The organism is Pseudoduganella danionis (assembly GCF_009720775.1).
Taxonomy (GTDB): domain Bacteria; phylum Pseudomonadota; class Gammaproteobacteria; order Burkholderiales; family Burkholderiaceae_D; genus Rugamonas; species Rugamonas danionis.
The window spans coordinates 708,941-735,754 of sequence record NZ_WNKW01000001.1 but is presented as its reverse complement, the minus strand read 5'-3'; the positions used below and the strand labels follow the sequence as shown (position 1 = coordinate 735,754).

General features: G+C 61.5%; 21 protein-coding genes. 9 read left to right on the top strand and 12 right to left on the bottom strand.

Going from position 1 to position 26,814, the window contains the following annotated elements; translation table 11 throughout:
- Positions 1–54: 54 nt before the first annotated feature.
- The 3 genes from GM655_RS03085 to GM655_RS03075 all read right to left on the bottom strand — a co-directional run bounded on the left by GM655_RS03085 (position 55) and on the right by GM655_RS03075 (position 4,722).
- Positions 55–2,643 carry a TonB-dependent receptor gene (locus tag GM655_RS03085; protein WP_155433140.1) on the bottom strand — a complete coding sequence of 863 codons (2,589 nt, stop codon included), beginning with the start codon at positions 2,641–2,643 and terminating at the stop codon, positions 55–57.
- 155 nt (positions 2,644–2,798) lie between these two features.
- Positions 2,799–3,761, bottom strand: coding sequence for a LysR substrate-binding domain-containing protein (locus tag GM655_RS03080; RefSeq protein ID WP_155433139.1), 963 nt, complete (start codon positions 3,759–3,761; stop codon positions 2,799–2,801).
- 52 nt (positions 3,762–3,813) lie between these two features.
- Positions 3,814–4,722, bottom strand: coding sequence for an SMP-30/gluconolactonase/LRE family protein (locus tag GM655_RS03075; protein WP_155433138.1), 909 nt, complete (start codon positions 4,720–4,722; stop codon positions 3,814–3,816).
- A 240-nt stretch (positions 4,723–4,962) separates the two neighbouring features.
- Here GM655_RS03075 and dgoD point away from each other — a divergent pair, with 240 nt between their 5' ends.
- From dgoD to groL, 7 genes are all read left to right on the top strand, one after another.
- Positions 4,963–6,111 (top strand): galactonate dehydratase, encoded by a 1,149-nt coding sequence (dgoD, locus tag GM655_RS03070; protein ID WP_155433137.1) that lies wholly within the window; start codon positions 4,963–4,965, stop codon positions 6,109–6,111.
- Between the two features lie 47 nt (positions 6,112–6,158).
- Positions 6,159–8,663 (top strand): beta-galactosidase, encoded by a 2,505-nt coding sequence (locus tag GM655_RS03065; protein WP_155433136.1) that lies wholly within the window; start codon positions 6,159–6,161, stop codon positions 8,661–8,663.
- 25 nt (positions 8,664–8,688) lie between these two features.
- Positions 8,689–9,669 (top strand): substrate-binding domain-containing protein, encoded by a 981-nt coding sequence (locus GM655_RS03060; protein WP_155433135.1) that lies wholly within the window; start codon positions 8,689–8,691, stop codon positions 9,667–9,669.
- A gap of 1 nt (position 9,670) precedes the next feature.
- Positions 9,671–11,248, top strand: a complete 1,578-nt coding sequence (gene araG / locus GM655_RS03055; protein ID WP_155433134.1) for an L-arabinose ABC transporter ATP-binding protein AraG — start codon at positions 9,671–9,673, stop codon at positions 11,246–11,248.
- A complete protein-coding gene (gene araH, locus GM655_RS03050) occupies positions 11,245–12,234 on the top strand; it encodes an L-arabinose ABC transporter permease AraH (protein WP_155433133.1) in 990 nt (329 codons plus the stop codon). Before araG ends, araH begins: the two co-directional genes overlap by 4 nt.
- Positions 12,235–12,516: 282 nt before the next feature.
- The gene (gene groES / locus GM655_RS03045; RefSeq protein WP_008451606.1) at positions 12,517–12,807 is read left to right on the top strand and encodes a co-chaperone GroES; all 291 of its coding nucleotides are present in this window, start codon (positions 12,517–12,519) and stop codon (positions 12,805–12,807) included.
- Positions 12,808–12,852: 45 nt separating this feature from the next.
- A complete protein-coding gene (groL, locus tag GM655_RS03040) occupies positions 12,853–14,499 on the top strand; it encodes a chaperonin GroEL (protein WP_155433132.1) in 1,647 nt (548 codons plus the stop codon).
- Positions 14,500–14,649: 150 nt separating this feature from the next.
- Here groL and GM655_RS03035 read toward each other — a convergent pair whose 3' ends face one another.
- From GM655_RS03035 to GM655_RS03015, 5 genes are read right to left on the bottom strand one after another with little or no spacing between them, the layout of a single operon-like run.
- Positions 14,650–15,075, bottom strand: a complete 426-nt coding sequence (locus GM655_RS03035) for a DUF7684 family protein (RefSeq protein ID WP_196308695.1) — start codon at positions 15,073–15,075, stop codon at positions 14,650–14,652.
- A 32-nt stretch (positions 15,076–15,107) separates the two neighbouring features.
- Positions 15,108–16,097 (bottom strand): glycoside hydrolase family 53 protein, encoded by a 990-nt coding sequence (locus tag GM655_RS03030; protein WP_155433131.1) that lies wholly within the window; start codon positions 16,095–16,097, stop codon positions 15,108–15,110.
- A gap of 16 nt (positions 16,098–16,113) precedes the next feature.
- Positions 16,114–16,995: an SMP-30/gluconolactonase/LRE family protein gene (locus GM655_RS03025; RefSeq protein ID WP_155433130.1), complete on the bottom strand. Its 882-nt coding sequence runs from the start codon at positions 16,993–16,995 to the stop codon at positions 16,114–16,116.
- A 49-nt stretch (positions 16,996–17,044) separates the two neighbouring features.
- Complete coding sequence (locus GM655_RS03020; protein WP_155433129.1) at positions 17,045–17,665, bottom strand: 2-dehydro-3-deoxy-6-phosphogalactonate aldolase; 621 nt, start codon at positions 17,663–17,665, stop codon at positions 17,045–17,047.
- A gap of 20 nt (positions 17,666–17,685) precedes the next feature.
- A complete protein-coding gene (locus GM655_RS03015) occupies positions 17,686–18,579 on the bottom strand; it encodes a 2-dehydro-3-deoxygalactonokinase (RefSeq protein WP_371866696.1) in 894 nt (297 codons plus the stop codon).
- A gap of 187 nt (positions 18,580–18,766) precedes the next feature.
- Between GM655_RS03015 and GM655_RS22880 the strand changes: the two genes are divergently transcribed.
- A complete protein-coding gene (locus GM655_RS22880) occupies positions 18,767–19,342 on the top strand; it encodes a hypothetical protein (RefSeq protein ID WP_229632349.1) in 576 nt (191 codons plus the stop codon).
- Here GM655_RS22880 and GM655_RS03005 read toward each other — a convergent pair.
- The 4 genes from GM655_RS03005 to GM655_RS02990 all read right to left on the bottom strand — a co-directional run bounded on the left by GM655_RS03005 (position 19,339) and on the right by GM655_RS02990 (position 25,008).
- Positions 19,339–20,580 (bottom strand): MFS transporter, encoded by a 1,242-nt coding sequence (locus GM655_RS03005; RefSeq protein ID WP_155433128.1) that lies wholly within the window; start codon positions 20,578–20,580, stop codon positions 19,339–19,341. The genes GM655_RS22880 and GM655_RS03005 overlap by 4 nt on opposite strands.
- Complete coding sequence (locus GM655_RS03000; RefSeq protein WP_155433127.1) at positions 20,577–21,107, bottom strand: PadR family transcriptional regulator; 531 nt, start codon at positions 21,105–21,107, stop codon at positions 20,577–20,579. The genes GM655_RS03005 and GM655_RS03000 overlap by 4 nt, the downstream gene beginning before the upstream one ends.
- Before the next feature lie 294 nt (positions 21,108–21,401).
- Positions 21,402–23,276 (bottom strand): glucokinase, encoded by a 1,875-nt coding sequence (locus tag GM655_RS02995; protein ID WP_155433126.1) that lies wholly within the window; start codon positions 23,274–23,276, stop codon positions 21,402–21,404.
- Between the two features lie 94 nt (positions 23,277–23,370).
- Entirely contained in the window at positions 23,371–25,008 is a 1,638-nt protein-coding gene (locus tag GM655_RS02990; protein ID WP_155433125.1) for an alpha-amylase family glycosyl hydrolase, read from the bottom strand.
- Positions 25,009–25,223: 215 nt separating this feature from the next.
- Between GM655_RS02990 and GM655_RS02985 the strand changes: the two genes are divergently transcribed.
- Positions 25,224–26,777: a POT-type proton-dependent oligopeptide transporter gene (locus GM655_RS02985; protein WP_155433124.1), complete on the top strand. Its 1,554-nt coding sequence runs from the start codon at positions 25,224–25,226 to the stop codon at positions 26,775–26,777.
- The last annotated feature ends 37 nt before the right edge of the window (positions 26,778–26,814 follow it).

Below are 26,814 nucleotides of genomic sequence, written 5' to 3'. Positions count from 1 at the left end.
AGGCGGGGTGGCGCTAGCAGCGCCACCCCGCCAACCGAACACACGACTACGGGATTAGAACTTGTAGGACAGACCGAGGTTGTAGCGACGGCCGAATTCCGTCACTTCCTGCTGCTGCGGCACGTTGGCACTGGTGTACACCACCTTCTGGTTGGTCAGGTTGTCGATACCAAAGCGCAGTTGCAGTTCCTTGGTCAGCTGCTTGGCCAGATTCAGGGTGACATAGGTTTCGGCACCGTTTTCGATCAACTGGCCGGCCGCCCAGGTCGGGTTACGCACAAACTTGCTGTGGTAGTTGACCGAGGTACGGGCTTCGAAGCCATCACGCTCGTACCACAGGGTGACACCGGCGTTGTGCTTCATCAGGCCTTCGATAGGGAAGGGATTATTGGCCGGGAAGCTCTCCTTGATGTCGCTATGGGTGTAGGCATAGTTGCTGAAGATGCCGAAGCCATTATCAAACGAGTGCTGGTACACCAGTTCCACGCCATCCACATTGCCGCCCTCTCCATTCACGGAACGGGTGATGACCGCCTTGCGGCCATCGATGGTGGTGGTGTCGCTGGTGATGCCGATGTAGCGCGTAACTTTTTTGTAGAAAGCGCCAGCCGACAGCAGCGAACCTTTACCGAAATACCACTGGTAAGCCAGATCGAGCTGGTTGGCCATCATGGGCTTCAGGCCCGGATTGCCGGCGCTACCCGTCAGCGGCATGGTTGGATTCGGATCGATGTAGATGGTACGCGAGGCGCGCATCTCGTCCAGCGGGGCACGCGACATGGCACGCGCCACGCTAAAGCGCAGTTGACGTTCCTGTTTCTCGTCCAGATTGAAAATCAGATTCAGGCTAGGCAGCACTTCCGTGTAGCTGGCGCTTTCCGAAACCGGCGTCGGAGCGGCTCCATTCAGCGTCTGCATGCCTTCACCCGTCTGGGTGGTGTGCACTACACGCAGGCCGGCATTACCACGGTAGCTCAGGCCACCCAGCGTGCCATCCAGTTCACCTTGCGCATACAGCGAGGAACTGCGCTCCTTCACCTTCCAGCCAGACAGCAGGTCGTTCTGGGTCTGGGTGCGGCCAGCCGGATCATAGGCCTTGGCACCAAATGCTTTCAGCGTACTGCCCATGAAATCCTTAAGCGCCAGATACGGCGCCGACAGGCCATCGACCTTGACGGACTCGTATTCGGAATCGGCAATTGCGCTAACCGGCTGCATATTCCACGTGGTCTGATGGTAGTCCTTCTGGCGGTCGGTCACGCGTGCACCCAGTTTCAGGCGGCTGACCGGGCCCCACTCCACGCCGCGCGAGGCGTTCAGGTGCAGCGCATCGAGGCTGTCGCGCAGGTGGCCGTCGGTATCCACATACAGTGTGGCTGGCCAGAAGTTGGCGGGGTTGCCCGTATCCTGGCCGAACGAGAACGATGGCTTCTCATTGCCGCTGAAGGCGTAGCTGACCGTGGCGCCGTTACGCGACGACTGGCGCAGGTCATACCATGCGCTGTCGCGGCCAGCGCGCGAAGTCGACAGATCAGCTTCCAGCTTCCAGTCGCCCACGTTGAACTTGCCATTCACACCGGTTGCAAAGGTATCCATATCCTGCGTCCACAGCGTGTCGTTGGTGGTCAGGCCTACACCCGTCACCGTCGCACCCACCACATAGCCGTTACGGATATCCAGATTGCTGTAAGCGGACTTCTGCCAGCCGTCCCAGTTACCGACGTCGCCGCTCCAGTGTTCCAGACCCGGCTCGCGGATCTTGGCTTGCGCATAGTAGGCGTCGCCCGTGATGATGGCATCGCTGCTCGGCTTCCATTCCACCTTGCCCAGCACGCTGCTGCGTTTATCCTTGCCGCGCTTGATCGAATCGCCCCAGCCCCAAGGCGTCTTGTCGACCTTGCCGTCGCCATTCAGATCGCCCGAGTGGTCTTCGTTAAAGCCCCAGTGCTTGACGTTCTTCTGCACGGAAGGCTGGTCCTGATAACTGAAGGCCAGTGCGACGCCCAGCTTGCGATCATCGAACTGGTCGATGTAGATGCCGCCCAGACGCGGCGCCGTCTTGCTGGCACCGGGCACGTCGCGGCCGATTTCGTAGTACAGCGCGTCGGCTTTGAGCGAGGCCTGACGGCCGCTGTATTTGAGCGGGCTGACCGTCTGCAGATCGATGGTGGTGGCGATGCCGCCCTCCACTACTTCGGCCGACTGGGTCTTGTAGATGGTGGCACCACTCAGCGATTCGGACGGGAACTGCTCGAAGCGCACCGCGCGGTTAGGTTCCGACGAGGCCAGCTCGCGGCCATTCAGCGTCGCGCCGATGAAGCGCGGGCCCATGCCCCGCGCCACGATCTGGCTGGCGTTGCCGCGATCGAGGCCGGACGACATGCCGGGCAAACGCGCCAGCGATTCGGCAATCGTGGTGTCCGGCAGTTTGCCGATATCTTCCGACGATATGACTTCAACGATGCTGTTGGAAGCTTCCTTGATGGCCAGCGCATTGCGTACCGAAGCACGGATGCCGGTAACGTTCACCTGTTGCGTCTCGGTGGAGACGGTGCTGCTGGCTTCCTGCGCCAGCGCCTGTTGCGCCAGCAGCGGGGACGTGAATAGCGTGGCTATCAGCCAGCTGATTTTTTTATGCTTCATTAGCATCTCCAGTGTTTGTAATTATGTTCCGTCTCTATTGAGCGACTCGGACGAATAACTGGATGCTAGCGAAACGCTCCACGCAGTTCCAATTCCTTATTGCGTGCGCGGCATATCAAGATCGTATATCAGACGCAGACAGGTATAGCTCGCACTCAGTCCGGCCTGCGGTAGTGCGGATACATGCTGGCGGCGGCATCGCGCAGCGCCTGCAGCATGGCGTCGGCGCCCGGTGAGAGCTGGTGTCGCTTGCGCGTCACAATACCGAAGGAATCCATGCTGACACCGAGATCGAAGGGCAGCGCCGTCATCAGACCGGCCGCCAGATAAGGCTGTACGGCATCTTCCGGCAGCGCCACGATCATATCGCTATTGAGCAGCAGGCTGGCAACTACGGGCAGATCAGGGGTTTCCACGGTTTCCGCCGGCGGCTCCAGACCGCGCGAAAGGAAGAGCGCCGTCAGCCTGTCGCGCAAAATGCTGCCTGCCGGCGGCAGTATCCAGCACTGCGACATCAGGTCTTCCAGTTGCAGATCATCGCGCGCTGTGAGCGGATGGCCGGCCCGCACAATGAGCCGGTGCGGCTCATCCGTGAGTGGTTCGAAATTGAGTTCGTCGGCAGCTGCCGTATCGAGTATGCGGCCTATCACCAGATCGAGTTCGCCGCCACGCAGGCGCTCTACCAGCGCTTTGCTGGTCGACATGCTGACTGCCACATGCACGCGCGCATGGCGCGACTTGAGCAGCGTAATCGCCTGCGGCACCAGCCCCGTTGCCGGCGCCAGCACGGTGCCCACGCCCACGCGGCCGCGCAGGCCGGACAGCAATTCCATCACCTCCTGATGGGCCGCATCCATTTCCGCCAGCGCTGCACCGGCGCGCCGGATCAGCACCTTGCCATACCACGTAGGGGCGACGCCGCGCGACAAACGTTCAAATAGTTGAACGCCGAGCGCATGTTCCAGCTCACCCAGTAGTTTGGACGCGCCGGGCTGGGTCAGATTGGCTGCTTGCGCCGCATGGGCGATGGAACCGTGCCGCCCCAGTTCGACCAGCAGCACCAGATGGCGGGTCTTCAGATGGGAACGGACAAAACGGTCGGAACGGGAATCAGTCATGATGGGGAATTAAGGGCTTGCCCATCATAAGGCGGGGTAGCAATAGCGTCAATCACCTTGCCGCGCCTGCCCGCAGCGCCTGTGCTTCGGCATAGGCGTCCTCAAAGGGCGTATCGGCCAGTCCCGCAAAGTCCACGCCGCTGACCTGAGGGGAGACTCTAAACACGCCACCATCGCCGCCAATTAACAACAACTGATCCAGTTGCATACCACCCGCTGCAGCACCGGCCAGCACCTGATCGCCGATCACGATCATCTGCCGCACGGCACCGCCCGCATCATGCTGGCACAGAGCAGGCCCCTGCGTACTCCAGACCTGATCGCAGGCGTCGACCAGCAAGGCCCCACCGCCTATGCCACCCTGCGCAAACAACTGGACTTCGCCCACGCGGGCCCGTTCGGCATCGTAACGGCAGCGCATGATGGCGCCCAAGGTGGCGTCGGAAAAATACATCTGCGTGCCATCGCGGCTAAATGCAATGCCGCAAGCGGTTGCCACCGTGGGCAATGCCAGCCGGCGCAAACCATAGCGCTGCGAGTACTGGTAGAAGCTGCCGATAGGCCGGCGGTCGGCCGCGATATTGGCGCTGCCGAAGACGAAATAGCCATGCCGGTCGGTGGCGCCATCGCTCATGGCCGTACGCGGTTCGGCCGGATCAATGGTGGCCAGCACCTGCGCCTGCAACGGCCGCGCGGGCACCACGCCCGTGGGCAGCTCCGCCATGCCCAGCCGCTTGCCCTGCCCCAGCAGCACGCGCCCCGAGCTGCACATGGCCATCACGCCGGCATGTTCCTGCAGGCGCAGCGGCAGGGCGCAATCGCCATCGGCTGCCAGCGTATACAGCAGACCGGTTACAGGATCGAGCCAGCGCCATGCTCCGCTACGGGCGTCCCAGCGCAGCGCCGCCGCACTCTGGCCACAGCGCATCAACAAGGGGGCATAGGTGGAGACTAGGCTCATGCTACGGGGACTCCGTTCGGAAAAAAGTGGGAATTCGGGCTGATAGCGCGCCAGTCTATAGGCGGGCGCCTGCGCTGAGCTATAAATAATCGCGCCCCTGCCATAGCGTTTTCAGATAGCGCTATCAGCTCTCTGCCAGCTATCCGATATTGATATGCCTACTTACGAATTAATCATATTTCCGATCTAGCGCACGGGCTTAGACTGCATGCTGTTCCTGAACTTATTCCTCTAGCCTCTATGAAAATCATCAAACTGACGACCTACCGTGTGCCACCGCGCTGGATGCTGCTGAAGATAGAAACCGATGAAGGGGTGGTCGGCTGGGGCGAGCCCGTGATCGAAGGCCGCGCCCGCACCGTCGAAACGGCCGTGCAGGAAATGGAACCATATCTGATCGGCCAGGACCCGGCCCGCATCAACGACCTGTGGCAGACCATGTACCGCGCCGGTTTCTACCGTGGCGGCGCCATCCTGATGAGCGCCATCGCCGGTATCGACCAGGCTCTGTGGGACATCAAAGGCAAGGTACTGGGCCAGCCCGTGCACCAGTTGCTCGGCGGTCTGGTACGCGATCGCATGAAAATGTATAGCTGGGTAGGCGGTGATCGCCCATCCGACATCATCGAACATATCCGCACGCTGCGTGCGGGCGGCTTCGATACCTTCAAGATGAATGCCACGGAAGAACTGGGCATGCTCGATACGGCTGCCGCCGTTGATAAAGCAGTGGAACGCGTGGCGGAAATCCGCGCCGCTTTCGGCAACAGCATCGAATTCGGTCTGGACTTCCATGGCCGCGTTGCCGCACCGATGGCCAAAACCCTGCTGCGCGAACTGGAACCCTACCGTCCGCTGTTCGTGGAAGAGCCGGTGCTGGCCGAGCAAGCCGAGTACTACCCGCGTCTGGCCGAAATGACGTCGATTCCGCTGGCAGCGGGCGAGCGCATGTACTCGCGCTTCGAGTTCAAGCATGTGTTCGAAGCGGGCGGCCTGTCCATCGTCCAGCCCGACCTGTCGCACGCTGGCGGCATCACCGAGTGCATGAAGATCGCCTCGATGGCCGAAGCCTATGACGTTACGCTGGCGCCGCACTGCCCACTCGGCCCGATCGCACTGGCTTCCTGCCTGCATGTGGACTTTGCCTCGTACAACGCCGTGCTGCAGGAGCAGAGCATGGGCATCCACTACAATCGCGGCGGCGAGCTGCTCGATTACGTGGTCAACAAGGAAGACTTCCGTATCACCGATGGTTACATGCAGCCATTGACCAAGCCCGGTCTGGGCGTGATCGTGGACGAAGAAAAAGTCATCGAAGCGAGCCGCAACGCGCCGGACTGGCGTAACCCCGTCTGGCGTCATGCCGACGGCAGCGTGGCGGAGTGGTAAGTCACACCTGCCCGCCCTACTCGCCACAAAATAAAAACGGAGACCTGATGCTGTTCTCGACCTCGATTAAACTGCGCCGCCGCGCCAGCGCGGCGCTGATTGCCGGCCTGTTTGCCGGCGCCGCCACCTATGCCGGTGTTAGCACCGCAGCCACGCTGCGCATCGACGCCAGCGCCGCCACCGCGGCGCCGGCTGCGGCTGCCCTGCGCATGGGCAGTGCCGTCGCACCAAACGGCGACACGCTGGGCGTGAACGCCCGCTACCTGACCCGCAACGGCGCACCATGGCTGCCCGTCATGGGCGAATTCCACTACAGCCGTACGCCCGATAGCCAGTGGCTGGCCGAGCTGCAGAAGATGAAGGCAGCCGGTATCGACATCGTTGCCAGCTATGTGATGTGGAACCACCATGAAGAAGTCGCCGGCAAGTTCGACTGGAAGAACCAGCGCAATCTGCGCCGCTTTGTCCAACTGGCTGCACAGGCCGGCCTCGATGTGGTGGTGCGCGTAGGCCCATGGGCGCACGCCGAAGTACGCTACGGCGGCGTGCCGGACTGGGTGGTCAACAGCATGCCCACCCGCCGCAACGACGCCCAGTACATGGCACTGGTGGAAAAGCTGTACCGTGAAATCGGCCAGCAGCTCAAAGGCCAGTTATGGAAAGATGGCGGCCGCGTGATCGGCATCCAGCTCGAAAACGAATACAACCTCGATGGTCCCGACCAGGGCAAGGCCCACATCGCCGCGCTCAAGCAGTTGGCGCTGAAAGCTGGCCTCGATGTGCCCTACTACACCGTCACCGGCTGGGATGGCACCATCTATCCGCATGGCGAAGTCACCCCCGTCTTCGGCGGCTACCCCGATGAACCATGGGGCACCAGCACCAAGGAACTGCCACCCAAGGAAACCTATGCCTTCCGCTTCGATACGCGCGTGAGCGGCGACCTCGGTGCGCAGACGGCCGCCCATGCCCCGGGCAGCGCCGAAACCGACAAGGATGTGACGCCCTTCCTCGGCGCTGAATATGGCGCCGGTCTGCCGTTCATGTACCGCCGCCGCACCGTGGTATCGGCCGACGATATTGCGTCCATGCTGCCCGTACAACTGGGCTCCGGCGTGAATCTGATGGGCTACTATATGTTCCATGGCGGGCGCAATCCCACCGCCATCGGCGGCACCTCGATGGAAGAAAGCACACTCAGTGGCGGCTACAACGACACTACCATGATCAGCTACGACTTCCAGGCGCCGCTAGGCCCGGATGGCCAGCAGCGCAAGGTACTGGAAAAACTGCGTCCCTTCCACCTGTTCCTGCATGATTTCGGCAGCCGTCTGGCGCCGATGACCGTGCGCAAGCCGGAAGTCGCTCCTGCCACGCCGGACGATCTGCAAGCACCGCGCTTTGCCGTACGCAGCGCAGCAGAACGCGGCTTCCTGTTCGTGAATAACCATGTGCGCCAGTACGACATGGCGGTGCAACAGGCCAGCCAGTTCGAAATCAAACTGCCCAAGCAGACCCTGACGCTGCCGAGCAAACCAGTCGATATCGCCAAAGGCGCTTACTTCATCTGGCCGCTCAACCTCGATCTGGACGGCACCAACCTGAGCTACGCCACCGCGCAGCCGCTGGCACTGCTCGATCAGGGCCGCAGCGGCGTGGTCGCGGTGTTCAGCGCCAGTGCCGGTGTACCGGTAGAACTGGCACTGGACGGCGTAAGCAGCCAGCAGGTGCAGGCCGGTGGCGCCCGCGTAACCGTCAGCAATGGCCGTCTGCTGGTCAGCGATATCCAGCCCGGCAGCAACGTCGCGCTGACCGTGCAGCGCCAGGGCGCCCGCCCGCTGACCATCGTGGTACTCACGCCAGAACAGGCGCAGCAACTGAGCGTGGTGCAACTGGCCGGCCAGCGCCGCCTGCTGCTCAGCGCACAACAGAATTATGTAGCCGACGGCGCACTGCATTTGCGCTCGGTCGGCAGCAACCAGTTCCGCTTCGGGGTCTATCCTCCTCTGCCGAAACAGCCGCGCACGGATGCCGCCGCATCCGTGCTGCGTGCTGGCGGAAACGATAGCCTGTTCCAGACGTATAGCGCCGAACTGCCTGCACGCAGCGTGACAGCAGAAATCACTCGCGTGCGCGAGGCGCAGGAAGCTCCGCCCGTAGTCATTGGCGGCGCTGCACGTGCCGCCATCCAGCCGGCGCCGGAAAGCTTCAAGGCGGCGGCTGCGTGGCGCATCAACGTGCCGCAGGAACAACTGCGCGGACTCGACGACGCCCTGCTACAGATCGACTTCGTGGGCGATATCGGCCGCCTGTTTGCCGGCACCCGCATGCTGGACGACTGGTACTACAGCGGCTATCCGTGGCAAGTCAGCCTGCGCTCGCCGCAGACGGCTGCCACTGGCCCGCTAACGGTTGCGGTGCTGCCGCTGCGCGCCGACGCCCCTATCTATCTGCCGCGCGAAGCCCGGCCTGACTTCGGCGCAGCCAGCCAGATCGCCCAACTGCGCAGCGTAAGCGTACTGCCCGTGTACCGCCTGCGCGTGACACCTTGAACAAAAATAGCAAACGGAGATACTCATGAAACGACACTTAATCGCTGCAGCGGCCCTGTGCCTGCTGGCTGCCTCCCAACTGGCACAGGCTGCCGATGCTGTGAAAATCGGTTTCCTCGTCAAACAGGCCGAGGAACCATGGTTCCAGGACGAATGGCGCTATGCCGAGCAAGCCGCCAAAGATAAAGGCTTTGCGCTGGTGAAGATCGGCGTACCAAATGGCGAAAAGATGATCGCTGCGATCGACAATCTGGCCGCCCAGAAGGCGCAGGGTTTCGTCATCTGTGCACCGGACGTGAAACTGGGTACGGCCGTCGAACGCGCGGCCCGTCGCAACAACATGAAAGTGATTTCCGTCGATGACAGGCTGGTTGACGGCAGCGGCAAGCCGATCGCGTCGATTCCCCACATGGGCATTTCCGGCTACGCCATCGGCAAGCAGGTCGGTGAAGGCATCGTGGCCGAAATCAAGGCACGCAAATGGAATATGGCTGAAGTAGGTGCGATTCGCGTCGCCTACGACCAGCTACCGACGGCCAAAGAACGCACCATGGGCGCGATCGACGCGCTGAAAGCGGCCGGCCTGGTGGCCGCCAACGTGATCGATGCGCCGCAGGCCAAGACCGATACGGAAAGCGCCTTCAATGCGGCCAACATCGCGCTGACCAAAAACGCCCGCTTCAAATACTGGGTGGCAGTGGGCCTCAACGATGAAGCCGTGCTGGGCGCCGTGCGCGCTGCCGAAGGGCGCGGCATCAAGGCCGACAGCATGATCGGTGTAGGCATAGGCGGCGCCAAAGCCGCCGAGAACGAACTGAATAAACCGGCAGCCACGGGCTTCTTCGGCTCCGTCATGATCAGTGCCAAGGAACACGGCTATCAGACCTCGGTCAATCTGTTCAACTGGATCACCGGCAAAGCCGTGCCGCCGGCCGAAGTGCAGACCAAGGGCATGCTGATGACGCGCGCTAATCAGGCGGAAGTGCGCAAGCAGATGGGCCAGTAACATGAACGCGTATCTGCAATTCGATCAGGTCAGCAAAGTCTTCCCCGGCGTGAAGGCGCTCAATGGCGTGAGCTTCGCGGCCCATGCCGGCCAGGTACACGGCCTGCTCGGCGAAAACGGTGCAGGCAAATCCACTCTGCTGAAAATCCTCGGGGGCCAGTACAAGCCGGACGGTGGCCGCCTGCTGGTCAACGGTCAGGAGTGCCGCTTCACTAGTGCCAAGGATGCGATTGCCGCCGGCGTCGCCATCATCCATCAGGAACTGCAATACGTGCCGGAACTGACGGTGGCCGAAAACGTGCTGCTGGGGCGTATGCCCACCCGTTTCGGCCTGCTCGACAAGCCGCGCGCCTACCAGATCGTGGCCGAGAAGCTGGCGGCGATCGGCGTCGATCTGGCACCGGATGCCAAGCTGGTGGACCTGTCCATCGCCCAGCGCCAGATGGTGGAAATCTGCAAAGCCATCATGCAGGATGCACAGGTGATCGCGTTCGACGAACCGACCTCCAGCCTGTCGCACCGCGAAACGGAAATCCTGTTCCGGCTGGTGAAGGAGTTGCGCGCCGAAGGCCGCACGTTGATCTACATCTCGCACCGGCTGGAAGAGCTGTACGAACTGTGCGACGCCTGCACCATCTTCCGCGATGGCCGCAAGATCGTCACCCATGACGTGATGGCTGACGTACCGCGCGAGCGTCTGATCAGCGATATGGTGGGCCGCGAACTGTCCGACATCTACGACTACCGCGCCCGCCCGCTGGGCAAGGAACGCCTGCAGGTACAAGGCCTGTCGGGCCAGCACATCAGCCAGCCGCAAAGCTTCAGCGTGCGTGCCGGCGAAGTGCTGGGCTTCTTCGGCTTGGTCGGCGCCGGTCGCAGCGAACTAATGCGGCTGCTGTACAACGCCGATGCGCGAAAATCCGGCAGCGTGCTGCTCGATGGCGCCGTGGTGCCGACCAGTGGCCCTTCCGCCGCGATCAAGGCCGGCATCGTGCTGTGCCCCGAAGACCGCAAGGAACAGGGCATCCTCGCCACCGCCTCGGTGGCCGAGAACATCAACATCAGCGTGCGCCGGCTCGATCTGCTGGGCGGCCTGTTCCTGCGCCATCAGCGCGAAGCGGCACTGGCCGAGGAATTCATCGCCCGCCTGCGCATCAAAACGCCTAACCGCCAGCAGGAAATCCGCCTGCTCTCGGGCGGCAACCAGCAGAAAGTGATACTGGCGCGCTGGCTGGCCGAACCGGGCCTGAAAGTGCTGATCCTCGACGAGCCTACGCGTGGCATCGACGTGGGCGCCAAGAACGATATCTACCGCATCATCCATGAAGTGGCCGAGCAAGGCTGCTGCGTGATTGTGATCTCGAGCGAACTGCCGGAAGTGCTGGGCATTTCCGACCGCGTGATCGTGATGCGCGAAGGCCAGATCTGTGGCGAGCTGCCGCGCGAGCAGGCCAGCGAAACTGCCGTGCTGGCACTGGCGCTGCCGGATACCGCTCCCGCTACCGCACCGGCTACCGCTGCTGCCGCACCAACTGAAACTACCGAATCATCCGCCCTTCCTATCCGGAGCATTGCATGAACGTCGCACAAATGAATTCCGCCACTACGCCGGCGGCCCAGACCAACCAGCGCCAGCGCCAGTGGCTGGTGGACTACAGCATGCCGCTCGGCTATGTGGTGCTGTTTGCCGTGCTGTCGGCCACGGTGGAAAACTTCTTCTCGCTGACCAATGTGGTCGGCCTGATGCTGTCCGTCGCGCAGATCGGCATGGTGGCCTGCACCATGATGCTGTGCCTGGCCTCGCGTGACTTCGACCTGTCGGTCGGCTCCACCATCGCCTTTGCCGGCGTGCTGGGCGCCATGGTGCTCGAACACACGGGCAGCGTGCTGCTGGCCGTCGGTGCCGGTCTGGCGGCCGGTGCCATCATCGGCGCGGCCAACGGCGTGCTGATTGCCTACCTGCGCGTCAATGCGCTGATCGCCACGCTGGCCACCATGCTGATGGTGCGCGGGCTCGCCTTCATCGTCTCCAAGGGTCAGGCGGTCGGCATCAGCAACGACGCCTTCATCGATTTCGGCGATAGCCGCATCTTCGGCCTGCCGCTGCCTGTGCTGGTATGCGCTGCCTGCTTCGTGGTGTTTGGCATACTGCTCAATCAGACCATCTTCGGCCGCAATACGCTGGCCATAGGCGGCAATCCGGAAGCGGCCCGTCTGGCCGGCGTGCAGGTGGAACGTCTGCGCGTGTGGATCTTCCTGATCCAGGGCGTGGTCACCGCCATGGCCGGCCTGATACTGGCTTCGCGCATCACCAGTGGCCAGCCTAACGCAGCGCAAGGCTTCGAACTGGACGTAATCTCGGCCTGCGTGCTGGGTGGCGTGTCCCTGCTCGGTGGTAAAGCGCGCATCTTCGGCGTGCTGATCGGCGTGCTGATCATGGGTACGGTGGAAAACGTCATGAACCTGCTCGACGTGGACGCCTTCTATCAATACCTGATGCGCGGCGTGATTCTGCTGGCCGCCGTACTGCTGGACCAACTGAAAACCCGCGGCGAGCGCCGCTAGACCTAGTCATCGCGCGCCGGCCGGTCCCCCTGCCGGCCGGACAGCATCGGGCTTGAGCCGCCGCTCAAGCCCGATTTCGTATCCTCCAAGCAAGAATCCTCCCTGAAATCGTGCTTTTTTGCGCCCGCGCAAATTTTGCGCCTTGAAATGGTCAAGGGTCGTCCCTATAATTGGCACTCGATACGGAGGAGTGCTAACAGTCTGCTTCGTTAAATTTCCGCTGCGGCAACCTTGTTGAAGCAGCAACAAACTGTACCATTGTTAATCATTAAGGAGTTTTGTATGAACCTTCGCCCTTTGAACGATCGCGTAATCGTCAAACGCCTCGACCAGGAAACCAAAACTGCGTCCGGCCTGATCATCCCTGATGCGGCTGCTGAGAAACCAGATCAAGGCGAAGTCCTGGCTGTAGGCAATGGCAAGATTCTGGAAGACGGCAAAGTCCGTCCACTGGATGTCAAAGTAGGCGACCGCGTTCTGTTCGGCAAATACGCCGGCCAGACCGTCAAAGTTGACGGTCAAGAACTGATGGTGATGCGCGAAGAAGACATCATGGCCATCGTGGTCAAGTAAGACCAGCGATAGACCCCATATCTACCTAATTTCGGAGAATTAAACATGGCAGCTAAAGATGTAGTATTCGGCGACGCAGCGCGCGCCAAGATGGTTGAAGGCGTGAACGTACTGGCCAACGCCGTTAAAGTCACCCTGGGCCCTAAAGGCCGTAACGTAGTGCTGGAGCGTTCGTTCGGCGCCCCTACCGTCACCAAGGACGGCGTATCGGTTGCTAAAGAAGTCGAACTGAAAGACAAGCTGCAGAACATGGGCGCGCAAATGGTCAAAGAAGTGGCCTCGCGCACCAGCGACAACGCTGGCGACGGCACCACCACCGCAACCGTGCTGGCACAAGCCATCGTACGCGAAGGCATGAAGTTCGTTGCCGCCGGCATGAACCCGATGGACCTGAAGCGCGGTATCGACAAAGCAGTTGCTGCGACCGTCGAGCAGATCGCCGTGATCGCCCGTCCATGCACCACCACCAAAGAAATCGCTCAAGTTGGCTCGATCTCGGCTAACTCGGACACCTCGATCGGCGACCGTATCGCTGAAGCGATGGAAAAAGTCGGCAAAGAAGGCGTGATCACCGTAGAAGACGGCAAATCGCTGAACGACGAACTGGACATCGTTGAAGGTATGCAGTTCGACCGCGGCTACCTGTCGCCATACTTCATCAACAACCAAGAGAAGCAAGTTGCTGCGCTGGACAATCCATTCGTTCTGCTGTGCGACAAGAAAATCTCCAACATCCGTGATCTGCTGCCAGTACTGGAGCAAGTTGCCAAGTCGGGCCGTCCACTGCTGATCATCGCTGAAGACATCGAAGGCGAAGCACTGGCAACCCTGGTCGTGAACAACATCCGCGGCATCCTGAAAACCTGCGCAGTGAAAGCTCCAGGCTTCGGCGACCGTCGTAAAGCCATGCTGGAAGACATCGCTATCCTGACCGGCGGCCAGGTCGTTGCTGAAGAAGTGGGTCTGACCCTGGAAAAAATCACGCTGGAAGAATTGGGCCAGGCTAAACGCATCGAAATCGGCAAAGAAAACACCACCGTGATCGACGGCGCTGGCCAAGCTGCTGCGATCGAAGCGCGCGTAAAACAAATCCGCGTTCAGATCGAAGAAGCGACTTCGGACTACGACCGTGAAAAACTGCAAGAGCGCGTAGCCAAACTGGCTGGCGGCGTTGCCGTGATCAAAGTCGGTGCTGCGACCGAAGTTGAAATGAAAGAGAAAAAAGCCCGCGTTGAAGACGCACTGCACGCAACCCGCGCAGCTGTGGAAGAAGGCATTGTGCCAGGCGGCGGCGTAGCTCTGCTGCGTGCCCGCGCTGCTCTGAACGTCAAAGGCGACAACCCAGACCAGGACGCAGGTATCAAGATCGTTCTGCGCGCAATGGAAGAGCCACTGCGCATGATCGTTCAGAACGCCGGCGAAGAAGCTTCGGTCGTGGTTGCAGCCGTTCTGGCTGGCCAAGGTAACTACGGTTACAACGCTGCCAACGGCACCTACGGCGACATGGTTGAAATGGGCGTGCTGGATCCAGCCAAAGTTACCCGCTCGGCTCTGCAAAACGCAGCGTCGATCGCTGGCCTGATGCTGACCACCGACTGCATGATCGCTGAAGTAGCCGAAGACAAACCAGCCGGCGGCATGGGCGGCATGGGTGGTATGGGCGGCATGGGCGGCATGGACGGCATGATGTAATGACTAAGGGACGGCAGCGCCGTCCCTATGCCAGCCTCGCTAGCAAAAAAGGGCAGATCGCGCGATCTGCCCTTTTTGTTTTTTAATTCGGGGTCAGGTCTGTCAAATGGACACCTGTGTCCATTTGACAGACCTGACCCCGACTTTACTTCAAGCGTCGTGGTAGGCTGCTTCCAGTTCTTCGCGGCGCGCTGCGTCGGCGATATGCACGATCAAGGTTTCGCGCAGCGCCAGCGCCGGATGGGCGGCACGGTGGCGCGCATACCAGAACACTTCCTCCAGCTCGTCGTCCTCGTGAGCCGTAACGACGACGGCACGTTCGGCCGGTACATCGTCATAATCAGCGGCTTCCAGCGCAGCATCTTCCAGCGCTTCGCGCCATGCTTCGCAATCCTTGCCCCATACCAGCGCCAGCATGCAGCCTGATTCCACCAGACCACGCGCCAGTTCCCACATGCTCATCTCGGCCACCTCGCCATCGACAATGACGATGGCCTGAAACTGCCCCATGCCTTTCAGTTCAGGCAGCGGGCTATCGGGAACGAGGTGCAGATATTTGAGCGTGTGGTTTTGCATGGTATGGGTACTCGGCTGTGACGTCCGGCATTCTAGAACGGGTCCATAGCCGGTGTAAACTTGCCAGCCGCGTCGAGCGCGCCCATGCTGTAGCCCTGCCAGCCCGGATAGGCTTGCGGCTCCCAGTAGAATACCCCGAGGCCATAGTCGCCCAGCGCCTTGGTCTTGCTGTGCAAATCCGCCAGCATGGCTCGGGCCGCAGTGCTCTGGGTCCAGTCCATGCCCACTTCCGTCACCATGACGGGCTTGGCGTAGCGCGCCACCATATCCTGCATATTGCTGGAGATTTTGGCGTTATAGCTGGCCCAGTCCGCAGCCGGCGGATAGTGCGACATGCCGATCACATCCCACTTGGCGCCCGCCTGTTTTACGCCATCAAAGAACCAGCGGAACATGGCGTTGTCAAAGCCATTCGACAGATGCACGATCACCTTGGCGTCCGGGTACACGGCCTTGCTGGCGTTATAGCCGCTGTTAATCAACTGGGCCAGATAGTCAAAACTGCTGGTATGCCCTTCCGGCCACAGCATGCCGCTATTGATCTCGTTCCCCACCTGCACCCATTCGACCACGATGCCATTGGTTTTCAGGTAGCTCAATATGCCCTGCGTATGGCGGTACACATCGTGGTTCAACTGCGCCAGCGTATGCGATGCCCACGCTGCAGGCTTGGTCTGCTGGCCCGGATCAGCCCAGCCATCGCTGTAATGGAAGTCGATCATGATGCGCTGCCCTTGCGCAGCAGCGCGTTGGGCCTTGTACAGCACGTCCGCCCCATCATTCCAGCCGCCTGCAGGATTCACCCACACGCGCAGGCGGATGGCATTCACCTGCAGCTTCTTCAGCAGCACAAACGGGTCGGTCTTGACGCCGCTGCTGTTATAGAAGGCTTGGCCGCTGGACTCCTGCTGGCTGACCCAGCTCACATCGGCACCGTTAGCAAAGCTGGCAGCCTGCGCCGCCATGCCCCACATCAGGCCCGCGGCAGCTAGCCAGCCGGCCAGACGCTGTTCCAGTTTCATTGGCACTTACGTGGCATCAGCCGTAGCGGTAGGCGGCAACGCCGGGCACCGCTACGCGCGCGGCAAACAGCGCGCCACTCAGAGGATAGGCTTGCAACTGTTCCGGCGTGTTGTCTTCGCACGCGGTGGTAATGTAGAGCGTGCGCAGATCCGGCCCGCCCAGCGTGCACGAGGCAGGATTACGTGCCGCCACCGTCACCGTTTCCAGCAGCGTGGCATCGGGCGCGTAACGGCACACGCGGCCACCGCCCCACTGGGCGATCCACAGACAGCCTTCGCTGTCGACCGTCATGCCATCGGGTGCACCTTCATCGCCTTCGAACTGGCGCCACAGGCGCGGTTCGCCCAGCGTGCCGTCAGCCGCCAACGGGTAGGCATAGATGCGGCCTTCGTAGCTATCCGTGTGGTACAGCGTGGCACCATCGCGGCTCAGTGCCGGACCATTGCAGATATGGTAGTTGTGGTCGGCCACGCTCAGGCTCTGGTCGGGCTCTAGGCGGAACAGACGTCCGGCGGCCTGCGCATAATCCGTGTTGTGCATGGAACCGGCCCAGATACGGCCCGTGCTATCGGCCTTGGCGTCGTTCATGCGTAGACCGCTGCCTTCGGCAAATGGACGCGCCACATACTCGATGCGTACTTGCGGTTCCAGCCACAGGCGCACTATGCCATCACGCAGACCCGCCATGAAACCATCGCCATCACGGCGCGGCACCAGCCAGCAGATATAGTCCGGCATATCCCAGCGATGGCGCTGGCCATCGGCCAGATCGAGCGCATGCAGGGCACAGCCTTTCAGATCGACGAAATACAGGCGGTTCTGCTGCGCCATCCACAGCGGACCTTCGCCCAGTTGCGCGCCCAGTGGCCAGATGCACTGCGCTTCCTGCTTGCTCATACGCTGTTCTCCAGAATTCGAATCCGCCATCATAAAACCAAATAGCAGTTTAAAGTGCGCTCAGGCTGCGCCATTGCTGCATATAGGCTTCGGCACGGCCGCGCAGTTGGTCCAGCGCGATGCCAGGCGTGTAGAGCTGGCCGCCGATGCCGAAGCCGGTGGCGCCGGCCTGCTTCCAGCCTGCCATATTGTCCGGCGTGATGCCGCCTACCGGCCACACCGGCGTACCGGCAGGCAGCACGCTGTTGAACGCCTTCAGCCCGGCATGGCCCACCATATCGCATGGGAAGATCTTGAGCGCGTGGGCGCCCGCATCGAGCGCTGCGAAGGCTTCGGTCGGCGTGGCCACGCCCGGCGCGCAATACATGCCCAGTTCGGCCGCACGGCTGATCACCGCCGGCACGCAGTTAGGCGACACCAGCAGACGGCCGCCGGCTGCATGCACGGCCTCCACATGGGCTACCGTGAGCATGGTGCCGCCACCGACCAGCGCATCGGGAAAGCGCTGCGACAGCGCAGCAATCGCTTCCAGTGCGCCGGGCCGGTTGAGCGGCACTTCCAGCGCGCGGAAGCCCGCCTGATACAGCACTTCGCCTACCGCGACGGCATCGGCAGCAGGCAAACCGCGCAGAATGGCGACCAGAGGTACAGCAGGATGGGACAATGGCATGGTGTCTTCAATCAAAAAAATCACAGGAAAAACTGCTGGGCAGCGGCGCGGTACACGCGATGCGGATCGAGCACCGTGCAAGGCAGATCGAAATGGCTGGCCGCCTGCGCATAGCGCTGCGCCAGTGCCGGACTACCGATTACGGTAATCCCGCCACCGCCAGCGACCGAATGCGCAGCCGCGGTAAACTCGGCGCCTATCAGCAAGCCGCTGACCACGGCCGCGGCCTGCTGGGCCGGTGCCGCCTTGGCCACCACACCGGCACGTACACGGAACAGTGTGTTGGATAGCGGTTCGCCACGCGCCGCCTGCTGCAGGCCGATCGCATAGCCTTCGGCATCGGCCGCATCGCCTTTCATCATGGCCGACAGCGTACCGCCGGCCGACAGCATGGCGAACAGTTCGCCCGTCATATAGGTCGAAAGTGACTGGATCAAGCCATCGCGCAGCAGCACCCATTTGCTGTGGGTGCCGGGCAGCACCAGCCAGCCGTCGCGATGGCCGAGCGCTACGGCGCCCAGCAACTGGGTTTCTTCGCCGCGCATCACATCCACTGCAGCGCCGCTATGGTAGCGGTAGCCCGGCACGATGTGGCAGCGCCCTGTCCATGCCGGGTCCTGCAGTGCGGCCAGATGGGACGGCAACTGCTGCACCGGCACGGAGCTATCGAGGTAATCGACTTCCTGCCAGCCGGATGCGCTGCCCACCATGCCGGACATCACCACCGGCACATGCTCCGCCACGCCCATCTGCTGGCACAGTAGCGCCAGCGCCTCGCTGAAACGCTCGCGCCCGCCCACGGCCAGCATGCCCAGGCCATCCTCATGCTCGGCCAGACAGTGGCCCTGTTGATCGATCAGATAAGCGCGGCGGTTGCTGGTGCCCCAGTCCACCGCCAGAATTTGTTTGTCCACGTTGCAGTTTTCCTATGCAGATGCTGCCGCCATGGTACGGAAAAGCGCCCTGCGCCTCCAATGAATTATCTCGTCCGAGTAATACGAAAATAGTATAGGCAGGGCCGAAAATAGGCCGAAATCGTTGCCCCTGAGGTAGCTTTGGTTTAGTATGGCCGACAATAATGTTGCCCAGGTCCGCAAGTCTATGGAATCGCATACCCAGTCCTCCCGAAATCTGTTTCTCGCAGGCGTCATCGCCGGAGCGACCCTGCTGGGTGGAGGGCTTTATTTCGCAAACCAGACCCAGGCCGGCGCCCCCGGTGTTACCACGCCGGCGCTGCCGGCGGCCAGCGCCAGCAGCAGCACGGCTGCCAGTGCGCCAGCCAGCACGGCCAGTGTGCCGCGCGCCAGCAGCGCGCCAGCGCCCGTGGCCACGGCCGAGGCGCACCACCTGCATAGCAAGGAACAAAGTGCGGCAGCGCTGATGGCCCTGCCCGAACTGCAGGCCTGGTCGGCCATCATAGAAAAGAACTCGGGCGGCAAATCACGCGGCGCCCTGATCGAATACGATCCGACCCCGCGCAAACTCAACGGCAAGCTGTACTATCAGTTCAGCTTCGTCGACAACAGCAGCGATGCCGCCCAGCGCTGGGAAAGCTTCCTCGTGTCGTCGAGCGACGACGAGATCCTGGTGGAAGATGCCAGCACCGATGAAGTCATCAGTCTGGCGCGCTGGCGCCGGGAAAAACACCCGTCCAAGCGCACCAGCATCGACGGTTAAGCCTTGGCCGCTAGCGGTGCTGGCGCCACGCCGGCACCCACCCGCCCTATCCAGATCACCGAAAACAGCGTCAGACCCACGGCCAGCCAGCCGTTCAGGCCATAACCGCTGATATGCCCGCCCGCTTCCGTCTGCAGCAGCAGACCGCCCAGCAGCGCGCCCACCCCGTTCCCCACAGACTGAATCGCCGAATTGGTGCTGAGGAAAGCGCCGCGCCGGGCCGGCTGCGGCACCGTCGTCATCAGCGCCTGCAGCGGGATATTGCGCCCCGATAGCGCCATCATGAAGAACGGGAAGAACAGCAGCACCCCCCACAGCGGTAGCTGCGGCATATGGGTCATGAACAGAATCGGTAGCAGCGAGAACAGCGCCACGGCGCGGTAGACGAATTGCGGCCCGGCCCGGTCGGACCAGCGGCCTATGCGGCGCGCACTGAATAGCGTGGCCACCCCGCCCGCCAGATACACGAAGGTGATTTCGGCCGGCTGCACGCCGATGTTATTCACCAGCACAGGCGAAATGAAAGGAATCACCAGCATGCCCGTCAGCATGTTCACGCCGGACAGCAGAAAAGCTTTCTGATGGCCGGGCACGCGGTACAGCGCCAGCAGCTCGGGCAGCACCTGCGCCAGCGGCACGCGCCGCGCCAGATGGCCATCGAGCGCAGGCAGCACGCGCCATGCCGCCGCCCAGATCAGCAGCGAGAATACGACCAGCAGATAGAACGGCGCCGCCCAGCCATAAATCACGCCGGTCGGCACGCCCGCTACTGCGGCCAGACTGAAGGAAGTCATCACGATGCCGGTGGCAGCGCCACGCCGCTCGGCCGGGATCAAATCGCCGATGATGGCCATGATGATGGAGGCCAGCACGCCGCCCGTCAGGCCGGCAAACGCGCGCGACAGCACCAGCACATGGAAGTTGGGCGCCAGCGCGCAGGCCAGATTCGACACGGTGAACAGCGCGAACATGGTCAGCAGCAGACGCTTGCGGTCAAAGCGGTCGATATACATGGAGGCTAGCAGGCCGGAGATGCCGGCGCACCAGGCATAGGCCGAGACAGCGCCCGAAACGGCGGCCGGCGTGATGTCGAAGGCACGCATCAACTGGGGCGCCAGCGGCATCATCACCATGAAATCCATGATGACGGTGAACTGGGTCAGCGCCAGCAGCCACAGCACGATGCGTTCGCGCGCCGGTGCCAGCGCCCCAGCCGAGGTGGGTGTGGTCTGGCTCATTCCAGCCCCTGGATTTCTGCCGTCGCACGGCGCAGCACGGCGCGGATGGCATCGAGCCGTTGCGGGTTGGACTGAAAATCCTGCGCTTGTGCGATCACTGCATGCTTAAGTTCGTGCATGAGGGTGCGCAGATCATCGCGCGCATCGGCCGGTTCGCCCATGCGCTTCTGGATCGCATCGACAAACTGGCGGTTCTCGGCCAGAAACGCCTGGCCTTCCGGCGTAATGGTGTGCAGCTTCTTGTTGCCGTCGGCACTAGCGACGACATGGCCCATATCGAGCAGCATGGACAGCAGCGGATAGATGGCGCCGGGGCTGGGCGTATAGGCGCCGCCCGAACGCTGCTCCAGTTCCTTGATGATTTCATAGCCGTGCCTTGGCTTCTCGGCAATCAACTGCAGCACGATGTAGCGCATGGCGCCTGCATCGAACATTTTCGGACCGCGACCGCGGCCGCCGCCACGCATGCCGTGATGCTCGCCATGACTGGCGTGATGGCGATGCTGATGATGTAAAAATTTAAACATGGTAGAGCTCCTTAAGATATGACAACTTAAGTAATATCTTCTTACGATATAACTTAATAAGATATATCTTAAACTCTTTTCGTAAGAACGCAAGCAAATTTTGGGGTCTAAGTTCGGGGTCAGATCTGTCATTCGGACAGTCGACGAATTAGATTGAGCACGCTCAATATGGGCGCCAAAAGTCAAAGACGCATTCCGCCTCACGCTTGATGCGCGAGTACAGAATACGTCTTGAATTTGCTCAAAAGTGTGCGGACTATGTCCGAATGACAGACCTGACCCCGAATTTATAGGCTAGCTGTCGAGGTGGGAGATCAGCAGGCGGCGGCTATCGGCATCGCCAGCGCTGGCCTTGTGCTCGACCACCAGACGCGAGTTCTGCGTATCGAGCGAAATACCGACCGACAGAATATCGATCAGCAGCAGTTGCAGTATGCGCGAAATCATCGACAGGAAGGTGGTGCTGTCTTCGCTGTGATCGACCGCCAGACAGACGCTGGCCTTCTTGGCCAGCGGCGAATTGCTGGACGTGATGGCGATAACGTCGGCACCGGCCGCCCGCGCTGCATCGACGGCTTCCAGCAGTTCAGGCAGACGGCCTGAATTCGAAATGGCAATCACCACATCGCCCGGATTGAGCAGCTCGGCCGCCAGCGTCAGCAAGTGCGAATCGCCATAGGCCGAAGTCGGGATACGGAAGCGGAAGAATTTGTGCTGGCCGTCCAGCGCCACCACGCGCGAATTGCCCATGGCGTAGAACTCGACGCGCTTGGCCTTGGCCACCAGCGCTATCGCCTTGTCGAGCGAACGCACATCGAGCTGGTCGCGGAATTTGAGAATCGCCGACACGGTATTGTCGATGACCTTGGCGCTCAGGTCGTGCGTGCTGTCGCTGACCCGCACCTGGCTGTGGCGCACAGGGATGGCGCCCGTCAGGCTGCTGGCAAACTTCAGTTTGAAATCGGCCAGACCGAGGAAGCCCAGCGAACGGCAGAAGCGGATCACAGTCGGCTGGCTGACTTCGGCCAGACGGGCGATATCGGCGATCGGTTCGTTCAGTACGAGGCGCGGCTGTTCCAGCACCAACTGAGCCACGCGCTGTTCGGCCGGCGTCAGTTCGTGCTGCAGATGCTGCACCCGCTCCATGAGCGTGTTGGCGCCGCTGCGGCCGCGCAGGTGCTCGGACAATATCGTCGCCACACCATAGAAGGCCGGATTCGGTGTGGTAATCACATAAGTCGGAATCTCGGCCAGATAGCTGGTGAAACGGCCCTTGGCCTCGAAGCGCGCACGGAACGGCGAGCTAGCAAACCACTCGCCCATGCGCGGCACGATGCCGCCGCCGATGAACACGCCACCGAACGCCCCCAGCGTGACGGCCAGATTGGCGCTGGCGCCGCCCAGCATGGCGCAGAAGCATTCCAGCACTTCCATACACAGCGGGTCTTTGTCCGTCAGCGCGCCGGCCATGATTTCCTGCGACGTCAGATCGCGCACCTGACGGCCATTGCGTTTGGCGATCGCGCGGTAAATGATTTCCATGCCGGGGCCGGAGATCAGACGTTCGGTCGACACGTGCGACCAGGTCTGCCACGCGTACTGCAGGATCGCGTATTCGCGTTCGTCGGCCGGTGCAAAGTTGGTGTGACCACCTTCCGACCCCAGCGTCACAAAACCATCGACGGTAGGGATCACGCCCGACACGCCCAGGCCCGTACCGGGACCGAGCACGCCGATCACGGAATTCGACGCGGGCTTGCCGCCGCCCACCTGCATCAGGTCGGACGATTTCAGGCCCGGCAGCGACATCGCCAGTGCAGTAAAGTCGTTCACCACCAGCAGCGTGTGCAGGCCCAGTGCGCGCCGCACTTCATCGGTGGAGAATTCCCACGCGCGGTTGGTCATGCGCACATAGTCGCCACTGACCGGGTTGGCCACGGCCAGTGCGGCGTGATTCAGCGTCAGGTCGGCATGGTCAGCCAGATAGGATCGCAACATGGCGACGATGTCGGTGTAATCGTCGCACTTGAGCACGCGCACCGCGCGGAATTCGCCGGGCGCCGTCTGCAGGGCAAAGCGGGCATGGGTCGCGCCGATGTCGGCCAGCAGGCGCGGGCCATCAGCAAAGGCGGTACGGTTCAGTTTTTGATCCACTTCGGCTTGTTTCATTGTCTATACAGTTAAAACAGTTGGCGGAAGCATACCCGAAATACCTGATGTTAAAAAGCCGGAGCGGCAAATCCCCGGCCTGTTTACGACACTATCAGGCGGCGTAGCCAAACCACGCGCCGAAGGCGGGCAGCTCGACCTGACCGTTGTGCACCGAACCCGGCAGGCCATAGCCGGCCAACTGTTCGGCACCGGCGGCTTGCGGCAGTGCGCAACTGACAGGCGCGCCGCTCAGATTGAACACGGCGATGATGCTGCGCTGACCGGCCGCGTCGCGGCGCAGCGCCAGCACGGGTTCCGGCGCATCGAAGAACTCGATGCCGCCACGCGTCAGTTGCGGGAACTGACGGCGCCAGGCGATGAAGTGGCGGGTAAATTCCAGTGACGATTGCGCATCGCCTTGCTGTTTCGACGCTGCCTTGGCCAGATGGTCAGGCGAGACGGGCAGCCACGGCTTGCCGCTCGTGAAGCCACCGTTGGCCGCATCGCTCCAGGCCATCGGCGTACGGCAGCCGTCGCGCCCTTTGAACTCGGGCCAGAAAGTAATGCCGTACGGGTCCTGCAGCAGTTCGAACGGCACATCGGCTTCGGCAAACGCCAGCTCGTCGCCCTGATACAGACAAGGCGTGCCTTTCAGCGAAAGCTGCATGGCCAGTATCATCTTGGCGAAAGCGGCCGGCGCCTCGGGGCCGCCCCAGCGGGTGGCGACGCGCTGCACATCGTGATTGCCGACCGACCACGAGGCCCAGCCGCCCTTCACGCGCGCTTCGAAATTCTCCACCTGCTGGCGGATGTAGTGGGCCGAGCATTGCGGCACCAGCAGATTGAAGCTGTAAGCCATGTGCAGCTTGTCGCCGTCGGCCGTGTACTCGGCCATCACGGCCAGCGAATCGTCAGCGCCCACTTCACCGATAGCCACTGCCTGATATTCATTCAGCAGTGCGCGCAGCTTCTGCAGGAAAGGCAGGTTCTCGGGCCGGCTCTTGTCGTAGATGTGCGCCTGCATGCCATACGGGTTGACGTCCGACACGGTGGCCGTATCGCGGTTGGTGGCCGGCGGATTGCTGCGCAGTTCAGTGTCATGGAAGTGGAAGTTGCAGGCGTCCAGACGGATGCCATCCACGCCTCGCTCGAGCCAGAAACGCAGCGCATCGAGGTGGGCCTGCTGCACGGCCGGGCTATGGAAGTTCAGGTCCGGCTGGCTGGTGAGGAAATTATGTAAATAGTATTGCCGACGGCGCGTGTCCCACTGCCACGACGAACCACCGAACACCGACATCCAGTTGTTGGGCGGGTTGCCATCCGGTGCAGGATCGGCCCACACATACCAGTCGGCTTTAGGATTATCGCGACTGGAGCGGCTCTCCTTGAACCACGGGTGTTCTTCGGCCGTGTGCGACATTACCTGATCGATCATGATCTTCAGGCCCAGGCTGTGCGCCTTGGCGATCATGGTATCGAAATCGGCCAGCGTGCCGAACATCGGGTCCACATCGCAGTAGTCGGAAATGTCGTAGCCGAAGTCCTTCATGGGCGACTTGAAGAACGGCGAAATCCAGACAATGTCCACGCCCAGCGATGCGATATAGTCCAGCTTGGCCGTAATCCCCGGCAGATCCCCTACGCCGTCGCCATTGGTATCCATGAAACTGCGCGGATAAATCTGGTAAATAATTGCTTCGCGATACCAGTCCGACGCATGCGGGGAGACTTGTGTAAGTTGCTTGGTCATATGAGAATCCGGGGTGGGCCCGGTGGTGGATTATGTTTGTAGAGAATATACATCACGATTCTATAATTTTCAATCGCCAGCCACCCTGCAGATTTTGGCATTTATCCGTTTAAAATCAATAACTTGGAATTTTTACAAAAAATTCCATCCAAAAAAATAGTAGTCAAACTACACAAATCAGGAGAAATACAGTGAGCGATCACGGTAACGGGCCTATGCCCCGACAGATTCCCTACATCATTGCCAACGAAGGTTGCGAGCGTTTCAGCTTCTATGGCATGCGCAACATCCTCACGCCTTTCCTGCTCAGTACTTTGCTGCTGTTCATCCCGCTGGGCGACCGGCCGGCCGAAGCCAAGCACGTATTCCACACCTTTGTGATCGGGGTGTATTTCTTCCCGCTGCTGGGCGGCTGGCTGGCTGACCGCTACTTCGGCAAATACAACACGGTGTTCTGGTTCAGCCTGATCTACGTGGCCGGCCACGCCTGTCTGGCCATCTTTGAAGACAACCTGAACGGCTTCTATCTGGGGCTGGGCCTGATCGCCTTCGGCTCGGGCGGCATCAAGCCGCTGGTGGTGGCCTTCGTCGGCGACCAGTTCGACCAGACCAACAAGAACCGCGCCAAGCTGGTGTTCGACGCGTTCTACTGGATCATCAACTTCGGCTCCTTCTTCGCCTCGCTGCTGATGCCCGTGTTCCTGCGCGACTACGGCCCTGCCGTGGCCTTCGGCATCCCCGGCCTGCTGATGGCGATTGCCACGTTTGTATTCTGGCTCGGCAAACGCAAATACGTGCACGTGCCACCGGCCAAACCGGACCCGAACGCTTTCAGCAGCGTGGCCCGTACTGCCCTGCTGGCCAAACGCGACGGTCAGGGTCGCCCCGGCCTGATGGTGGCCGGCGCCGGCGCACTCGGCGCAGTCGCTTCGCTGGCCATGACGCCGCAATGGGGTTTCGTGATTGCAGCCTGCACGGCGCTGGTGCTGCTGCTGGCTTTCGGCGGCATCGGCGTCTCGCTGCAACTCGAGCGTGCGCGCGGCCTGCACACGGATGAAGCGGTGGAAGGCGTGCGCGCCGTGCTGCGCATCCTGATCGTGTTCGCCATGATTACCCCGTTCTGGTCGCTATTCGACCAGAAAGCGTCGACCTGGATCGTGCAGGCCAACACCATGAACAGCCCGCTACTGTCGCTGTTCGGCTGGGAATTCACGCTGCTGCCGGCACAGATGCAGGCGGTCAATCCCATCCTGGTGATGCTGCTGATCCCGTTCAACAATATCGCGCTGTTCCCGCTGATGCGCGCGATCGGCATCACGCCTACGCCACTGCGCCGCATGGGCATGGGCATTGCGCTGTCGGCGCTGGCCTGGGTAGTGGTGGGCCTGCTGCAACTGCAGCTTGACGGCGGCGACAAAATCTCGATCCTGTGGCAACTACTGCCCTATGCTCTGCTGACGCTGGGCGAAGTGCTGGTGTCCGCCACTGGTCTGGAATTTGCGTATAGCCAGGCACCGGCCACCATGAAGGGCATCATCCTCAGTTTCTGGTATCTCGCCGTTACCGTAGGGAACCTTTGGGTGCTTATTGTCAATTCTGGTGTAAAGAATCCAGCCGTCAGCGCCCACATAGCCAGCAGCGGCATGAGTCCGATTGCGTTCCAGATGTTCTTCTTCGCCGCCTTCGCACTGCTGGTGGCAGCCCTGTTTGCGCTGTATGCCATGCGCTACACCATGGTCGATAATTATCGAAAGGAAACTATTAATTGAATAGTTTTACTATTCATTGTTGCTGCAGGGGCGCAAA

Coding starts and splice junctions, on each gene's coding strand:
- GM655_RS03085 (WP_155433140.1), bottom strand. CDS start 2,643: ATGAAGCATAAAAAAATCAGCTGGCTGATAGCCACGCTATTCACGTCC.
- GM655_RS03080 (WP_155433139.1), bottom strand. CDS start 3,761: ATGACTGATTCCCGTTCCGACCGTTTTGTCCGTTCCCATCTGAAGACC.
- GM655_RS03075 (WP_155433138.1), bottom strand. CDS start 4,722: ATGAGCCTAGTCTCCACCTATGCCCCCTTGTTGATGCGCTGTGGCCAG.
- dgoD (WP_155433137.1), top strand. CDS start 4,963: ATGAAAATCATCAAACTGACGACCTACCGTGTGCCACCGCGCTGGATG.
- GM655_RS03065 (WP_155433136.1), top strand. CDS start 6,159: ATGCTGTTCTCGACCTCGATTAAACTGCGCCGCCGCGCCAGCGCGGCG.
- GM655_RS03060 (WP_155433135.1), top strand. CDS start 8,689: ATGAAACGACACTTAATCGCTGCAGCGGCCCTGTGCCTGCTGGCTGCC.
- araG (WP_155433134.1), top strand. CDS start 9,671: ATGAACGCGTATCTGCAATTCGATCAGGTCAGCAAAGTCTTCCCCGGC.
- araH (WP_155433133.1), top strand. CDS start 11,245: ATGAACGTCGCACAAATGAATTCCGCCACTACGCCGGCGGCCCAGACC.
- groES (WP_008451606.1), top strand. CDS start 12,517: ATGAACCTTCGCCCTTTGAACGATCGCGTAATCGTCAAACGCCTCGAC.
- groL (WP_155433132.1), top strand. CDS start 12,853: ATGGCAGCTAAAGATGTAGTATTCGGCGACGCAGCGCGCGCCAAGATG.
- GM655_RS03035 (WP_196308695.1), bottom strand. CDS start 15,075: ATGCAAAACCACACGCTCAAATATCTGCACCTCGTTCCCGATAGCCCG.
- GM655_RS03030 (WP_155433131.1), bottom strand. CDS start 16,097: ATGAAACTGGAACAGCGTCTGGCCGGCTGGCTAGCTGCCGCGGGCCTG.
- GM655_RS03025 (WP_155433130.1), bottom strand. CDS start 16,995: ATGAGCAAGCAGGAAGCGCAGTGCATCTGGCCACTGGGCGCGCAACTG.
- GM655_RS03020 (WP_155433129.1), bottom strand. CDS start 17,665: ATGCCATTGTCCCATCCTGCTGTACCTCTGGTCGCCATTCTGCGCGGT.
- GM655_RS22880 (WP_229632349.1), top strand. CDS start 18,767: ATGGAATCGCATACCCAGTCCTCCCGAAATCTGTTTCTCGCAGGCGTC.
- GM655_RS03005 (WP_155433128.1), bottom strand. CDS start 20,580: ATGAGCCAGACCACACCCACCTCGGCTGGGGCGCTGGCACCGGCGCGC.
- GM655_RS03000 (WP_155433127.1), bottom strand. CDS start 21,107: ATGTTTAAATTTTTACATCATCAGCATCGCCATCACGCCAGTCATGGC.
- GM655_RS02995 (WP_155433126.1), bottom strand. CDS start 23,276: ATGAAACAAGCCGAAGTGGATCAAAAACTGAACCGTACCGCCTTTGCT.
- GM655_RS02990 (WP_155433125.1), bottom strand. CDS start 25,008: ATGACCAAGCAACTTACACAAGTCTCCCCGCATGCGTCGGACTGGTAT.
- GM655_RS02985 (WP_155433124.1), top strand. CDS start 25,224: ATGCCCCGACAGATTCCCTACATCATTGCCAACGAAGGTTGCGAGCGT.